Source organism: Salinicola halophilus (genome assembly GCF_003206155.1).
Taxonomy (GTDB): domain Bacteria; phylum Pseudomonadota; class Gammaproteobacteria; order Pseudomonadales; family Halomonadaceae; genus Salinicola; species Salinicola halophilus.
Genome location: NZ_PZJV01000003.1, coordinates 95561 through 110335, shown reverse-complemented (window position 1 = coordinate 110335; position 14775 = coordinate 95561). Strand labels below are relative to the sequence as shown.

12 protein-coding genes are annotated in these 14775 nt (G+C 66.3%); 3 read left to right on the top strand and 9 right to left on the bottom strand.

The genetic code is table 11. The features are described from left to right. Positions 1–17 precede the first annotated feature (17 nt). Genes DOM33_RS10750 through DOM33_RS10740 form a run of 3 tightly spaced genes read right to left on the bottom strand, consistent with a single transcriptional unit; the run spans position 18 to position 4067 of the window. Entirely contained in the window at positions 18–1286 is a 1269-nt protein-coding gene (locus DOM33_RS10750) for a beta propeller repeat protein (RefSeq protein WP_110668850.1), read from the bottom strand. A gap of 2 nt (positions 1287–1288) precedes the next feature. Further along, positions 1289–2518, bottom strand: coding sequence for a hypothetical protein (locus DOM33_RS10745; RefSeq protein ID WP_110668848.1), 1230 nt, complete (start codon positions 2516–2518; stop codon positions 1289–1291). Next, entirely contained in the window at positions 2508–4067 is a 1560-nt protein-coding gene (locus DOM33_RS10740; RefSeq protein WP_110668846.1) for a hypothetical protein, read from the bottom strand. The genes DOM33_RS10745 and DOM33_RS10740 overlap by 11 nt, the downstream gene beginning before the upstream one ends. A gap of 160 nt (positions 4068–4227) precedes the next feature. On the opposite strand from DOM33_RS10740, the gene DOM33_RS10735 reads away from it, so the two are divergent. Next, positions 4228–5553, top strand: coding sequence for a hypothetical protein (locus tag DOM33_RS10735; RefSeq protein WP_110668844.1), 1326 nt, complete (start codon positions 4228–4230; stop codon positions 5551–5553). Positions 5554–5568: 15 nt separating this feature from the next. On the opposite strand, the gene DOM33_RS10730 is transcribed toward DOM33_RS10735, so the two are convergent. The 6 genes from DOM33_RS10730 to DOM33_RS10705 all read right to left on the bottom strand — a co-directional run bounded on the left by DOM33_RS10730 (position 5569) and on the right by DOM33_RS10705 (position 11872). Then, the gene (locus tag DOM33_RS10730) at positions 5569–6654 is read right to left on the bottom strand and encodes a hypothetical protein (protein ID WP_110668842.1); all 1086 of its coding nucleotides are present in this window, start codon (positions 6652–6654) and stop codon (positions 5569–5571) included. 75 nt (positions 6655–6729) lie between these two features. Continuing rightward, positions 6730–7146: a manganese-binding transcriptional regulator MntR gene (mntR, locus tag DOM33_RS10725; protein WP_110668840.1), complete on the bottom strand. Its 417-nt coding sequence runs from the start codon at positions 7144–7146 to the stop codon at positions 6730–6732. Positions 7147–7276: 130 nt separating this feature from the next. Then, on the bottom strand, positions 7277–8554 hold the full coding sequence (locus DOM33_RS10720; protein WP_110668838.1) for an Nramp family divalent metal transporter: 1278 nt from the start codon (positions 8552–8554) through the stop codon (positions 7277–7279). Positions 8555–8735: 181 nt separating this feature from the next. Further along, complete coding sequence (locus DOM33_RS10715; RefSeq protein WP_162617955.1) at positions 8736–9446, bottom strand: HAD family hydrolase; 711 nt, start codon at positions 9444–9446, stop codon at positions 8736–8738. 92 nt (positions 9447–9538) lie between these two features. Then, entirely contained in the window at positions 9539–10333 is a 795-nt protein-coding gene (locus tag DOM33_RS10710) for a slipin family protein (protein ID WP_110668836.1), read from the bottom strand. 102 nt (positions 10334–10435) lie between these two features. Beyond that, complete coding sequence (locus DOM33_RS10705) at positions 10436–11872, bottom strand: NfeD family protein (RefSeq protein WP_239495336.1); 1437 nt, start codon at positions 11870–11872, stop codon at positions 10436–10438. Positions 11873–12104: 232 nt separating this feature from the next. Here DOM33_RS10705 and DOM33_RS10700 point away from each other — a divergent pair, with 232 nt between their 5' ends. Next, positions 12105–13556, top strand: coding sequence for an SLC13 family permease (locus DOM33_RS10700; protein ID WP_204352667.1), 1452 nt, complete (start codon positions 12105–12107; stop codon positions 13554–13556). A gap of 99 nt (positions 13557–13655) precedes the next feature. Further along, a complete protein-coding gene (locus DOM33_RS10695; protein WP_338053853.1) occupies positions 13656–14711 on the top strand; it encodes a GlxA family transcriptional regulator in 1056 nt (351 codons plus the stop codon). The last annotated feature ends 64 nt before the right edge of the window (positions 14712–14775 follow it).

Sequence of the window (14775 nt, the reverse complement as noted above, 5' to 3'; positions counted from 1 at the left end):
CATGTCGACCCAACCGTTCAGGGCAGGCGATCCTCGGGCGGTCGCAGCCAGCGATAGGGATAGCGCGCATCGTCCCCGGGGTAGCCGAATTCGAGAATACCCGCGCCGGAAGGGTCGAGAATCATACGTTCACCCCGGTGCCGGCTGGCCATCGGTAGCCACTGCTCGCCGTCCCGGCTCAGCAGCAGGTGGGCACCATCCCCCTTTCCGCTGTCGAGCAACATCACGTTCCGGCCACCCTCGAGATGCCCGAGTGGATCTCCGCCGGTCTCCAGCAGCGGCTCTCGCTTCTCGCCACGAAGGCGATAGAGCGTATAGCGCGTCGGCTCGCCGGATTCATGGAGTGCCAGCAGCGCGCCGTCCTTGCGCGTGAGCGTACCGGTGAAACGCCCTGCCTCTTCATTGGCTTCGAGGATACGCCCGCTGTCGGCGTCGAGCCGATAGTTCACCATCCCGCGGCCGTCGGTGCCGCGGTAGCTGGCGTACGCGTGAATCTCGTCCGCATCGTCGAGCGCCCAGTCGAATCGCGGGTCGCTCGGCAGCGCGACACCCAGGGTTGGGTCGTGAAGGAGCAGCGCCCGCGCGCTAGAGAGCGTCTTCCAATGGCGCCCGCCATCGCGAGAGGCGTAGAGCGTATCGCTGTCCGCCAGCCAGATGGCGTCGCCCGCAACATGCACGAATTCGGCCAGGGTATCCGCTTGCTCGAGGATGCGCTCGGCGGCGAGGCGCCAGTGCCCGCCGAGATCCTCGGAGACGAACAGGGTCTGATGCGGCGTTTCCGGCAGGCGGGCAAGGAGATAGCAGCGCATCTCACCGCAGCGCAGATCGAGAATCTCGCCCTGCAGCCTGGCGACCGTTTCCACCCGCTCGCCATCGCTACGCAGCAGATAATACAGCGAGGGCTCGCGATAGCGCGGGGCGGCGTCGCCACTCGTCGGCGGCGCCATCAGGCAGTTGAAGATCGGGCGCGCCGGCCCGGTTTCGATCTCCCGCGCTCCGCTCGCTGCCCCGGCCGCGCACGCCGAGCCACAGTCGCCTGCCGCTGCACACGCTTCCACCTCGGCATCGCGGCCGTGGGATTCGAGCACCAGCAGTGCTTCCTCCCCGGCCGCCGTCCCGGTCAACGAGCTCCACTCGATCGGCTCTCGCAGCGCATGGGCGAGCGTCTGATCCGCGTCTCGCTGCCAGCCGAACGCATACGCGGCCATGAAGTGCCAGACGAGGGTGAATAGACCGACGATCGCCAAAGTGACGAAGACCCAGGGGCGAATCCAGACGGGCAGCATGATCAGCGAAACTCATCGAGGTGAGTGGAGCGACCGTTGTGGATTCGCCAGCGATAGGCGATACCCAGCAGTCGCTCGAAGGGAAGATGAGAGCGCCGGCCGTAGTAGAACTTGTGGATGCGATCGACGATCAGCCCGACTCCACCCGCGATCAGCGTCGACATCACGACATTCACCCCCATGAACAGAGAGAGCGCTTCCCGCACGGCCCAGACGTCAGGCAATTTGCCCTGTGACCACCACTCTTCGAGGATGAAGATCGAGAAAGTGATCAGCATGAAGGCGAACAGGAATACCAAAAACGCCTGCGTGCCCCAGCGCCCCGCCCGTGTATAGGGCGCGCCTTGGGTATTGACTTGGGCGCGACCGTCTTCGGCGTCGAGAATGGCGTGAACTTCACCGTCACCCGCCAGCGTCAGCAGTGAGATCCGATCCCCCTCGCCGATGAACAGCGGTGCCCGGCGGTAGAAGACCGGATCGAGTACCTTGCCCACGTCGCCGTGGAAGCTGCGCAGCGTGAAGTCTCCGCCGCCACAGCGGAAATGATAGCGACGGTAGTCACGCCGATAGCGCCCGCTCCCCTCGGTTTCGATGACGAGGCGTACGTGCTCTGCCCGCCCCTGGACCAGCCCGATGCCGTGATGAGCGCCATCCTCGAGCGAAAGCGGCGTCGCCGGCAGCGGTGACGGCGAAAGCGATGATCGATGACGCGCATCCGTCCCGTCAGCCAGGTGACGCTGCAGCGCCCGCTCAGTCGGATGCCAGCGTATCGCGAGGCGGTAGAGCGACAGGCCCAGCACACCGACGGCGATGATTCCCAGCAGCGCCTGCAGCGTCATCCACCCGACACCGTCGCTGGGTAGCTGCGTCATCCACCAGGCCATCAGCGGCGCCGACAGCAGGCCGATCGGCAATAGCCAGGACCAGGACGACTCGGGGCGACAATGCAGGCCGCCATTCTCACGTGCGAGCCAGTGCAGCCAGCCACTGCCGTCACGCAGGCGCGACGCCCCGAGCACCAGGCGCTCCCCGGGGCGAGGGTCGTGGGCACCCTCTTCCAGCTCGGGAAACTGCTCGCGGTAGAAGAAGAAAACGCCACCGTCGGTGGAAAGCCGACAGAGCGTGCGGCCCTCGACCGGCGGATCGCACGTCAACCCGAGGCAGCGCACCTCGCCGCTGATGACGCGAGAGGACGCTGACGGAGAAGCGATCGATACCCGCCTATCGGTCATGGTCTGACTCCTTTTCCGGACCGATGACGCCCGAGTCGAAGCGCTGAGTGGCGAACGACGCCGTATCCACGCCGCGCGCCGCGAAGTACTTGGCGAGCGCCTGGGTCACGGCATCGAACTGCGCCTCGGTCATGCCGTGGTAGGCCGAGGCGGTGACGAAGAGATAGGGACTCGGCGTCATGGTCAGCCACTGCTCGGCCATCGCCAGGGAGAGCGTGGGCCGCGCCTGCAGGCTCTCCTCGATCCGCTCGGGCAGCGTCTCGATATCGCGGTAATTGACGCGCCAGCTTCGCGTCCGCATCGGTCGCGCCGAGGCCCCCGATTCGAGCGCATCGCTCGCTATGAGATAGAAATAGAGCGCGCCCTCCCCCTCGACGGACGCCTGCGAGACGCGCGTGCGAGGCGTACGCGCAAGAGCCTCACCGTATCGGAGAGCGACGCGGTAGCCCTCGGCCTCGCCACCGAGAAGGAAATCGGAAATTCGACCCGCGGCGCTCATCAGATCGAGCGCCGGCATGCCGATGCCCGAGTGCACGGTCACGTTGGGCAGGAGCACGGGCTGCACGGCCACCGGCGCCGGACGGCCCCAGAGAAATACCGGTCCTTTTGCCGCGATGGCTCGCGCCAGGCGATGCTTGCTGAGCTCGAAGGCCGCCGGCGCTTTCTCTTTCATACCGTCGAACGGACTGGGATTGACCACCGAGCGGATCTCCGAGCCGAAGAGGCGCACTATCACCAGCAAGGCCAAGAGGCCGAGGACGACATAGGAGAGGATCTTGCGTTGATGGGCCTTCTGCGCCGTGCTGCGCTGCACGGCAGCGCCGTTGGCGGCCCCGAGGCGAGTCGCCGCGTCGTCCGTCTGCGCGGACGACGACGCCCGTGCGTCGGATCGCGACCGATTCGCGCCGGCAGCCGTCGACGCCGATGATGACCGGCGCTCGCCGCTAGCACGGGTCTGAGTGTCGGTGTCGGTGCCAACGAGAGAAGGCGTCGTTTCTGCCGCTGACGCCGGGCTCGCGTCGAACAGGCGCTGCCGACCGAGAGGCGGCTCGCGCTGGACGAGCGCTGCCTGGCCGTTCGCGGCAAGAACCGCTGCATCCACGAAGCCGACATAATCGAGAATGTCTTCGGCGTAGTGGCGCCGATCCAGATGGTATCGCAGCTGCCGGCCATCGGTGAGTGTGAGCACCAGCGACGGCGCATTGTGCTCCCAGCGAAGCGGTGCGATATCCCGCGCCTTGCGATAGCCGGTGATCGCCTCGAAGGGAATACGCCCGTGCAGACGAGAGTGAAAGCCGTCGGCATCGACGGTGATGTGCTCCGCCAGGCCACGACCGCGGCGCGCCCGCTGCCAGAAGACGCCGACCGCCCCCAGCAGGACGACGGTCGCAACGATACCGCAACCCCACCACCCCTCCGCAGGCACGCGTCGATAGGTCACCGAAAGCGCGATATAGACAAGGCCCAGCCCGATGACGAACACGAGCAGCGCCAGGCCCCGTAGATCCGTTCTATCGAGATGGAATTCGAGCGGGTCCGAGACACTCAACGGCAGTGTTTCCCTCTGCTCTTGGCTGAAATAGACTCGCTTCGCGCCAGTCCCGCGGCGGCGGCCCGATAGATGCCGAACTCAACGTATATTCTGTTTGCACGATCGGGGACCGCTGCGGACCTTAACCAACAACGCCGAAAAGAGCCAACGCCACGTCATGTCAGGTGCGTCTTCTCCTTCTGCCTTCTCCACGCTTCCCGTCGTCTACCGGCTGGCCTTTCCCCTCGTCGTATCGATCGTCGCCTTGAACGTCATCGTCGCGGCACGGCTGCCGTCGGCGTCGCACGCAAGCGGCGTCGGCATCGGACTGGTGGCGCTGCTCGGTCTGTATGTCGCGGCGTGGTTTCTGTTCCGACGACGACCGATCCATGACGTCAGTGTCGCTGTTCGCACGCAGGTCCTGGCACTGGTGATCGTCACGATCGCCGTTGCGCTCGTCGTCTCGGTCATGAGCCACTGGGAAGGCTGGTCGCGGCAGTTAGACGAGTCCTTCGGCGGCAAGCGAGAGGTGCCGATTTCGACCGCCGCCGATCTCGATCGCTACCTTCCGACGTTTCACAACGAACTCGTCATCGACGGCCTCCCCGCCGACTGTGAGGCACTACCGCTCGACTACTGGGGGCCCAATGACATCAACGTCGGCTGGAACTGCAACATCGCGAGAGTCGGTCAGCCCAGCGCCCAGGCGACATCGACATTGAGCGAACGCCAGCTCGATGCCCTGCGCGTGCTGATCACGCATCTCGACGATGTCGCCGAGAAGGTCGATGACGACGAGGCCGTTCGGCTCTCGGTGGGCGGTGACCGCTACGGCCGTTTCGCCCGCCACGTCTGGCTCGACTACCGTATCGCGCCCCTGGAGACACTGCTGCCGGCGGTGGATGCGCTCTGCCCCGAGCCGGATCGGTGCATTACCCTGAAGACGCTGCTGCGGCCCCAGGATCTCGGCTGGCAGGAGAGCGTCGAGCGGGCCCGCGCCGGCGAGCCGCTACCCGACCATCTACTGCGAGACAGCCACCGTCGCACGCTGGAATCCGAGCTGGCGAACCTGATCGACTACGAGTTCGGCCGCGATCTGCGCCAGATGTGGCAAACGATTCGCCAGGCGCAGGGTGAGTCGACCTGGACGATTCGCGACATCGACGACGTGAGAATGGTGAGCTTCGAGGCAGGCGATCAGCGTCCGAGCGTCGACGTTCCCAACGACATAGCGCTGAACAACGTAGGCCCTTGGCGACGCCTGATGACCGATTTGACGCTGACCGACAGCGGGCACGTGACGAGCCGCGGCCAGTGGGTATCGACGGACACGACACAGCGCCCGGCAACCCTGCTGATCGATTCGGGATACTACTGGTCGCCGCCTTGGCTCACCCTAGCACCAGTCGCGGTAGGCCTCGCGCTGCTGATCCACTGGCTCGTTCAGATCATCATTGCCGTTCGTGCCTACCGCGCCTTCGCTAGACGGCCAACGAAGGCCTAGACGGCACTCTTGGACTCAGCGGCGAACCGATACGATGGGACGGATGACTCGGGCGAAAAGATCGTGCAGACGCGCCTTCTCCTCGGCGAGGTGTCGACGGTAGGCGCTCTGGATTCCCCGGTCACTATCGTTGAGCCCAGGGTCGACGACGGCCGTCGCGGAGACGCCATCTTTCCCTTCTGCGTAGCGGTGCCCCGAGGGGAACTCGAGCGTGGAGGCGATCGCCTGCACGTCGCCTATCGCCCCAGCGGAATCGATCAGCGTTCTGATGTTGAAGCCGACGACTTCACTGGCGCCGAGACGCATCACGATCGCAAGGTCAGGCCCGCGCTTCGGCGCGCGAGTCACGCCCCAGGAGAGCATCGCCGGCGTGGTCTCGAGGACAGGCGGGTAACTCCAGCGGGCGTACCAGGCGTCCCCCATCAGCTCTTTTCGGACGAAGCGATCGACCATCTGATCGCCCGGCAGGCCGAGCGTGTCCATGACGTCGTCGAAATAGTCCTGATAGCGCTCGAGCAGATGATCGCGCTGGGCGACGAGGTCGCCCTCGACGATACGCGGCGAATCGACCACCGACATCGCCGCCATCCATTCACCGCTGGCCGGTCGTAACAGACCGCTATCGCCGCTGGCGCTGTGCCGCTCTTCGCGAAGATCGAACTCGTCACGCTCGACGGCCGCCACCTCATCCATCATGGCGGCGTAATCGCCGCCATCGAGATACTCGTAGCCGTCGGGCAGCGCGAACGTCACGCCGTCCGCGAGGGTGATGTCGGCAGGACCGGCGATCCAGTTCGCCCTCTCCTGCAGCGTCTCGATGCGCTGCTGGCGATGGAACGCCTGCCAGTTGCGTGCCGCGGCATAGGGCAGATCGGCAGGTTCGAGCTCACCCGCCTCTATCGCCTCATCGATGCGGTGAACGGCCGGACCGTCGTAGGCCGCCATCATCGCCGACGCCAGATCGTTCTCGGCGTCACCGGTGGGCTCACGATCCAACGCCTCGATCGATTGGCGTAGCACGCGATCGCCATCGTCGGCTCGCGCGTCGAAGGGGACGACCACCGTCAGTGCCAGTAAGGATGCCAACAGCGAGCGGCGCACGAGACCGCGTGAACACGCGACGGTATTGCGGGAACGAGGGGAGAAAAACGCAGCATTCACGTGAGTCGAAAAGCCTCAGGAGCGGGGGGTTTCCAAAAACCGCTTCATCGCTTCGACGGTGGCGTCGCTGCAGTGGTGCTCGATGCCTTCGGAGTCGGCTTCGGCCACGTTGGGCGGCACCCCGAGGGCGAGCAGCGTGGAGAGCACGAGCTGATGGCGCGCTTCGACCTTGGCGGCCAGTTCGCGCCCCTGATCGGTGAGAAACACGCCGCGATAGGGGCGCGCTTCGGCAAGACCGTCGCGCTTCAAGCGCGTGATCACCTTGGAGACCGCCGCGGCGCTCACGCCGAAGCGTTCGGCGAGGTCACTCGCCCGGGCCTCACCGTGATCGCGATGCAGCTGCGCGATCTCTTCCACGTAGTCCTCGACCAGCTCCTGCTGGTGGTCGAGCCGCGTCCGTTCGAAGCGGGCGTAACGCGGGGGTGCTGTCATGGCGCTCTCGTCGACGACTGTCTCGGGGGAAATGAAGTGAGATACTGCGTCCCAGGCGGCAATGCGGATCGCGGCGGTGCCGTACGTTCAAGACAACGCGGTTTGCGACGCCGCCGGGGACACGCAGAGCCTACAGCAACTCGAAGGCCAACACATAACCATTCAGCAAGATGATGATGCCCGCGGCCACACAGCCGAGCGCCGTCACCCAGCGACGATTGACCAGATTGCCCATGAGCTGATGCTTCGCGGTGAACTGAATCAGCGGGATCAGGGCGAAGGGAATGCCGAAGCTAAGCACCACCTGGCTTGCGACCAGTACCTGCTGTTCGGGCAGGCCCAGCATGATCACCGCGATCGCCGGCGCCATGGTCAGCAGTCGTCGCAGCCAGATCGGAATGGTGAAGCCGACGAAGCCCTGCATCACCACCTGGCCGGCCAGGGTGCCGACGATCGACGACGACAGCCCCGCCAGCAACAGCGTGATGCCGAACAGCGTACTGGCGAGTCCACGATCCATCAGCGGCGCGAGAAGCCGATAGCTTTGCTCGATCGATGCCACGCCGGTGCGGCCGCTGTCGAAGAACACCGCGGCCGCCAGCGCCAGCATCGAGAGATTGATGATGCCGGCGATACCCATGCCGATGATCACGTCCCAGCGGTAGTAGCGCATCGCCCGCTTGCGCTCGGCATCGGTGCGGGTCGGGATGCGCCGCTGCGACAGCGACGAGTGCAGATAGATGACATGGGGCATCACCGTCGCCCCCAGGATGCCGGCGGCGAGAAAGACGGCGTAGCCGTCGGGGAACTGCGGCAGCAACAGCCCTTCGAGCGCCGGCGCGGCGTCGGGGCGACCCATCACGATCTGGGCAACGAAACCCGCCGCCACCGCCATCAGCATGCTGCCGATGATCACTTCCAGCAGCCGAAAGCCGTAGCGCTGCATCGCGAGCGCCGCGTAAGTGATCGCACCGGTGAGCAGCGCGCCTTCCAGCATCGTGAGTCCGAAGAGCAGATTGAACGCCAGCGCCGCCCCCAGGAATTCGGCCAGGTCGGTGGCGATCGCCACCAGCTCCGCCTGCACCCAGTAGAACCACACCACCGGGCGCGGATAGCGCTCGCGAATCATCTCCGCCAGATTGCGCCCGGTGGCGAGCCCCAGACGCACGGAGAGCGTCTGGATCAGCATCGCCATCAGGTTGGCCCAGAGCACGACCCACAGCAGCGTGTAGCCGTAGCGCGACCCGGCCTCGATGTTGGTGGCGAAGTTGCCGGGATCGATATACGCGACCGCGGCGATCATGGCCGGGCCGAAGAACGGTAGAAAGCGCGATACGAAGGAGCGACGACGTCCCGGGTACGTCCCCGCCCCCTCGTGAGCTGCAGAATCAACTAGCGTGTCGGACACCGGGACCTCTCCAGACGCGATACCGGGCCGGGACGAAGGCGCCGTGAACGATGACGCACCTCCCTCCCGGCCACCCAAATAAACCGAGGTTGATAAAATATACCTCAGTTACTTTAGGCGCAACGATGCCGCTGATCGCTTCTCTCAATCGGCCCGATCGGCCGATGTCGCGCGCCGCGGGTCAGCGCCACTGCAGCACCGGCCAGCCGCGGGCCTCGGCCGTCTCGCGCAGGCGCGCGTCGGGCTGCGTGGCGTGAGGGTGATCGACGAACTCGAGCAGCGGCAGGTCATTGAAGGAGTCGCTGTAACCCCAGGTCTCCCAGCCGTCGGCGAAACCGGTCTCGTGACTCGCGAGCCATTCGGCAAAGGCGTCGAGCTTGCCGCGCTGGTAGGTCTGGATGCCGGTGGGCTCCCCGGTGAAGCGCCCTGCCGAGTCGAACGCCGGCCGGGTGGCCAGCGCATCGTCCGCACCGACGAAGCGGGCGATCGGCTCGACCAGATGATACATCGACGCCGAGATCACAAGCGTCGCGTGGCCGTCGCGGGCGTGCTGGCGCAGTCGCTCGACGCCGGGCGCCATCAACCGCGGCGCCACCGCACTCGCGACGAAGGCGTCCACCTGCTCGCGCACCGCGTCGCGGTGGCGGCCGACGAGCGGTGCGAGCGAAAAGCGCAGGTGGTCGGTCATATCGAGGGTGCCGGCGTGATACTGACGGTCGTGGTCGCGCATGCGGGCGAGTAGCGCCTCGCCGTCGTCGACCCAGCCGCACGCGATCACCCATTCGAGCCAGAGGTGGGTGCAGTCGCCGTCGAGCAGGGTGTCGTCGAGATCGAAGATGGCGAGCGTTTGCGGCGTCCGGGACGCCGGAGAGGGTTGATCGTCGAGGGTCACGCAGAGCTCCGATGGGCGGCTGAAAACCCCGAGAATAGCGTGTCGGCGCGGCGAGGTCTGCGCCTCGCCGACCCTCCGTGTCCGGCGTCCGCTCAGTCCGGCGAGGTATCGCGACTCTCGGGCGCCGCTCCCGTGCCACCGCCGAAGCCGCGCATCGCCTTGAACGCTTCCATGATGTCCATGGGTAGCGGGAAGACGATGGTGGAGGCGTTCTTGTTGCTCATGTCGCTCATGGTCTGCAGGTAGCGAAGCTGCAGCGCCGCCGGATTCTGCGACATGATGTTGGCCGCCTCGACCAGCTTCTCCGCGGCCTGCTGTTCGCCCTGGGCATGGATCACCTTGGCGCGACGCTCGCGCTCGGCCTCCGCCTGCCGGGCGATGGCGCGGATCATGCTCTCGTCCAGATCGACGTGCTTGATCTCGACGTTGGCCACCTTGATACCCCACGCCTCGGTCTGGGCGTCGATGATCTCCTGGATATCGTCATTGAGCTTGTCACGCTCGGAGAGCATCTCGTCGAGATCGTGCTTGCCCAGTACCGAACGCAGCGTGGTCTGGGCGAGCTGACTGGTGGCGTTGACGAAGTTCTCGACCTGGATGATCGCCCGCTCCGGGTCGACGACGCGAAAGTAGAGCACCGCGTTGACCCGCACGGTGACGTTGTCCTGAGAGATCACGTCCTGCTCCGGCACGTCCATGGTGATCACGCGAAGATCGACCACCTCCATCTTCTGTACCACCGGAATCAGAAAGAACAGCCCGGGGCCCTTCACCCCCTGGAAACGACCGAGAAAGAACACCACGCCGCGGCGGTACTCCGGCAGGATCCGAACCGAGGCAAAAAGCAGCAGTACCAGCAGCACCACGGGGACGAGATAGGCGAACATGAGCGCTCCTCTTAGGGTTGTGCCTGCATATTGTGGGTATTTCTACGTATCCAATGGTCGGCCACGGTGTCGCTGAACGACTGCGCCGAGAGGCGATCCGACTCAGCGCTCCGGCGTGCCGGCCACCTCCGGCGGCGACACCGTCACCACCAGGCCGTCGAGGGCCACCACTTGCAGTACGTCGCCGCGGGCGACCGGCGTTTCGCTGCGCGCCTGCCAGCGCTCGCCGTGGAGCTGCACCTTGCCGCGGCCGCCGGCGAAATCCCCCAGCGCCACGGCCCGCGCCCCGATCATCTCCTCGCGGCCGGTCTGCGGCAGGCGCCGACGCATCTGATAGACGCGCAGCACGCCCCAGAGCAGAAACCCCGCCGCGATCGCCGCCGTGCCGCCGATCAACGGCCAGGCGAATGCGCTGTTGGCGCCGTCCATCAGCATCACCGAGCCGATCGAGAACGCCGCGATACCGCCCGCCCCCAGCGCGCCGAAGCTGGGAATGAACGCCTCGCCGACGATCATCGCAAGCCCCAGCAGGACGAGACCGAGACCGGCGAGATCGAGCGACAGCACCTGGAAGGCAAAGAGCCCCAGCACCAGACTGATGCCGCCCACCACGCCGGGCACCAGCGTGCCGGGGCTGGCGAGTTCGAACACCAGACCGTAGAAACCGAGCAGCAGCAGGCCGTAGGCGACGGTCGGGTTGGCGATCAGCGACAGCAGCGTCGTGCGCCAGCCCGGTGCCTCGCGGATCGGTTCGAGGTCCGTCGTCGCAAGCTCGCGCTCGCCGTCGGCAAGGGTCACCTCGCGGCCGTCGAGCTGGGCCAGCAGATCGTCGATATCGGTGGCGACCACGTCGATGACGCTGCGCGACAGCGCCTCCTCGGCGCTCAGGTTGGCCGCCTCGCGCACCGCCCGCTCGGCCCACTCCGCGTTGCGGCCGTTGCGCTCGGCGTAGCCGCGAATCATCGCCACCGCATCCTCGATGCGCTTGCGGCGCATGTCGTCGCTCTCGCCGCCCGCCGGGCGTTCGCCCTGCGTGTTCTCGTCGTCGCTACCGCCGCTGCCGCCGCCCTGCTCGCCCAGCACCACCGGCGTCGCCGAGCCCAGGTGCGTCCCCGGCGTCATCGCCGCCACGTGGCTTGCATAGAGCAGATAGGTACCGGCACTCGCCGCCCGCGCCCCGCTCGGGGTGACGTAGCTCACCACTGGCACCTCGGCGGCCAGAATCGTCTGCGCCAGACGTCTGAGAGATTCGACCTGACCGCCCGGGGTGTCGACTTCGATGATCACCAGCGCCGCCCCGCTCGCCTCGGCGTCGTGAATGCCGCGCTCGAGGTAGTCCCGCGTTGCCGGGTTGAGGCTGTCGTCGAGCGTGAGAATCGAGACTCTCTCGGCCGGGGACTGGCTCAGCCCCGCCAACGACCAGACGAGACCGAGCGCCAGCAGGCACACCCACGCGATGAGACGCCAGCGGCCTCGACGGCACTGACGATCCTGCAACGAGAAAGGCGGGAACGGAGTCATTGTTTGAGCGTAGTGCATGCAGCGCTCCCGTCGCCCCAGGACAACGACACGACGCCTCGAGTTAGACCAAAGTCGCAAGGGAAGCGACAAACGTCTTATAGACCAAAGTGCTAGCATCGATTCCCCCGCGAAACGCGGCGCTCCGCCTTTAGAGACGCATCGCCTCACCGCACGAAACGCCTCGCTTCGCGGCCCGGGCACCTTCGGCGTCGTCGGAGGGCGAGACCACAACAGTCGGGGAGTTTTGAGGATGTCGCTAGCCGCGATGGGATGGAAACACGGGGTAACGCTGCTGGCGGGGCCGGTTCTGTTTGCACTGATTCAGGTCGCGATGCCCGAGTCGCTGATCGACCCGGCGCCGCGCACGGTGCTCGCGCTGACCGCCTGGATGGCGGTGTGGTGGGTGACCGAGCCGGTGCCGATTCCGGTGACGGCATTCCTGCCGATGGTCCTGCTCCCGCTGACCGACGTCATGCCGCTCGACGAAGCCGCGGTGGGCTACGCCAACCCGGTCATCTACATGTACATGGGCGGTTTCATTCTGGCGATCGCCATCGAACGCTGGAACCTGCACCGTCGCATCGCGCTCTCCATCGTCAGTCGCATCGGCAACAGCCTTCGCAGCATCGTGCTCGGCGTGATGATCGCCTCGGGCTTCCTGTCGATGTGGATCTCCAACGCCGCCACCGCGCTGATGATGCTGCCGATCGCGGTGGCCCTGATCGCCGAACTCGACGAGCGCGATCAGTTCGACGCCGGCCAGCGCGACGGCTTCGCCCGCGTGCTGCTACTCACCGTTGCCTACTCCGCCTCCATCGGGGGGCTCGCGACCATCATCGGCTCGGTGCCCAACGGCATCGTGGTGGCGATGATCCCGCAGTTTTTCGATATCCAGATCAGCTTTCTGCAGTGGATGATCTTCGCCCTGCCGCTGTCGCTCGCCCTGCTGGTGGTGCTCTATGTCTACCTGACCCAGATCTACGCCAAGGTGCCCAACGAGCGTCTCGAGGTGAACTTCGTCGCCGAGGAACTCGCGGCGCTGGGGCCAATGAAGCCGGAGGAGAAGCGCGTACTGGTGATCTTCGGGCTCACCGCCGCCGCCTGGGCGCTGCGCGGCTGGCTGGCGCCGTTCTTCGATCTGCCGCTCAACGACACCATTATCGCGGTGGTCGCCGCGATCTCACTGTTCATCGTGCCGGCGAGTCGCGAGAAGCGCGCCCTGCTGGTGTGGGAAGACATGCGCGATCTGCCCTGGGGGCTGTTCATTCTCTGGGGCGGCGGCATGGCCCTGGCGGCAGCCTTCAGCGCGAGCGATCTCACCGGCTGGATCAGCCTGCAGCTCGAGGGTCTCGACGGTATCGGCTACTTCTGGCTTTTGCTGATCATGGTCGTGCTGATGCTCTTTCTCACCGAGATCATCTCCAATACCGCCACCGCGAACATGGCGCTGCCGATCACCGCGGGCCTTGCCGGCGCGATCACCACCGGCAACCCCCTGGGGCTGATGGTGGGCGTGGCGCTGGCGACCACCTGCGCCTTCATGCTGCCGATCTCCACGCCGCCCAACGCCGCGGTCTTCTCCAGCGGTCGCATCTCGATCCGCCAGATGGCACAGGCCGGCATCGCGATGAACGTGGTGAGCGCCATCGTCATCACCCTGTTCGTCTACTTCTTGATGCCGCTCTTCTTGCCGACGCCCTGAGTCTCGACAAGCCCGAGCCGGCCCGAACGCCCCCTCGGCGTTCGGGCCGGTGCGCATCGCACGCGATCGCCTGTACCCTGTCGCTCACGCTTCCCTTCGGTGCTGCTCGATGACGCTTTCGCACTCGCCCATGCTCGCTCGTGTCACTCGCCGCCCGTCGGCGGCATTCGCGGCGCGCTGATCGCCATGCGCCCCGACTATTCAGGCCCGCTGCCCGAACCCGTGGGCTTTCTGCTCGTGCCGCGGTTCTCGATGGTGGCGTTCTTCGCCGCCGTGGAGCCGCTGCGCATCGCCAACCGGCTCGCCGGCGAGACGCTCTACAGCTGGACGCTGATCGCCGTCGAGGGCGACTCGGTCACCGCCAGTAACGACATGACGCTGCTGGTCGATCATGATCTCGACTCGGCGCCGACGCTGCCGAGCGTGGCGGTCTGCGCGAGCTTCGAGACCGAACAGTGGATGTCGCGCCGGCTGCTGCAGTGGCTGACGCGCCGCGCCGGCGAGGGCTGTTTTCTCGGCGGAATCGATACCGGCCCGCTGCTGCTCGCCGAGGCCGGCCTGCTGGAAGGCCACCGGGTGACGCTGCACTGGGAGAGCCTGCCGGGGTTTCGCGAGCGCTTTCCCCACCTGGCAGCGGCGGAGTCGCTCTACGAGTTCGACGCGCGGCGCTTCACCTGCGCCGGCGGTGCCGCCGCGATGGAGATGACGCTCAATCTCATCGGCCAGCGCCACGGCGAAGCGCTGGCCAACGCCGTCGCCGAACAGCTGGTCCACGCCCGCCTGAGGCCCCGGCAGGAGTCGCAGCGACTCTCGCTGGTGACGCGGCTCGGCACCCACTGCCGCCCGCTGATCGATGCCGTCGCGCTGATGGAGCGCCACCTGGAAACGCCGCTTGCGCTCACCGAGCTGGCCGCCCGGGTTCGGCTCTCGCCGCGCCAGCTGCAGCGCCACTTCGTCACCGAGCTGGGCACGCGGGCGCGGGACTACTATCTCATCCTGCGTCTCGACCGCGCCCGCCACCTGCTCGAAGAGACCGACCGCGACATCTTGAGCGTCGGACTCGCCTGCGGCTTCCAGAGCGCCTCGAGTTTCTCCCGCGCCTACCGCCGCCATTTCGGTCACGCCCCGAGCGAGGCCCGCGGCAATAACCAGTAAACGGTCAATAAACGCGTAGCGACGGCCAACAAGATCAAGGATACGGCCAATAATCTCGGGTTCC